Source organism: Metabacillus rhizolycopersici, from assembly GCF_020075705.1.
On record NZ_JAIQUM010000229.1, the window covers coordinates 1 to 903 of the forward strand.

Sequence of the window (903 nt, forward strand, 5' to 3'; positions counted from 1 at the left end):
AATCACTTTTCTTTGATTTATAGTGACGATATCCATCACGGTCGGTTGTGGAATAGGAAAGAATACATCCCATTGGACAGGCATATATATCCTTTTCCTCTACATAATGAAACTTACGCTTAGGCAGACTTTTTTTGGAGCTGCCAAAACGTCGATAGCCCATGACTGTAAAAATATTCTGTTCTGTGAGTTTCTTACAAATATAGTTGTTAAAATAACCAGCATCTAAGGCGATGGCTTCCACATTAAATTGGAATTTCTCGATTTGCTTTTGAAGGCGCGCCAAATACGGCTCGGAATCTGCCACATTTCCAGCCGTAATAAAGGTATCCGTGACAATGTTGTATTTGACATCTACCGTACGATGATCTAAATAGAAAAATCCTTTAGGTTTCCCCTCTCTCATGAGAAAGCCACTTTCGGGATCCGTTTTACTCACTCTCGTTTGTTTGGGTTTGGCAGCGCCTTCCTTTCTTGGTTTTAGTGCTTTTTTCCGTGCTGAATACGGTCTTCTGTGACAGCTGCTTCTATTTCTTCCAAATACGCTTTCGGACTTTCTTCTTTGACTTTTCGAATGAATTTGTTTTTATTCGCATTTGCCTTGATATGAGTGGAATCTGACGTTAAAATACGACCTCCTACCATTCGATGCTCGATAGCTTGATGAACGATTTTATCAAAGATTTCTTCAAAAATGGTGGTGTTGAGAAATCGAGTACGTCGGTTAAAACTAATGGTAGAATGGTGCGGAACTTTATCGGATAGAGACAATCCTAAAAACCATCGATAAGCAATGTTCGTTTCGATCTCTTTCTCTAATTGACGTTCAGAGCGAATCCCATAAAAATAGCCCACAAACATCATTTTAAAAAGAGTAATGGGATGAATAGAGGGTCTTCCATT

1 pseudogene is annotated in these 903 nt (G+C 39.0%); it reads right to left on the minus strand.

The window, feature by feature from the left end:
* Window positions 1–903: pseudogene (locus K9V48_RS28165) on the minus strand (IS1182 family transposase); the annotation flags it as partial.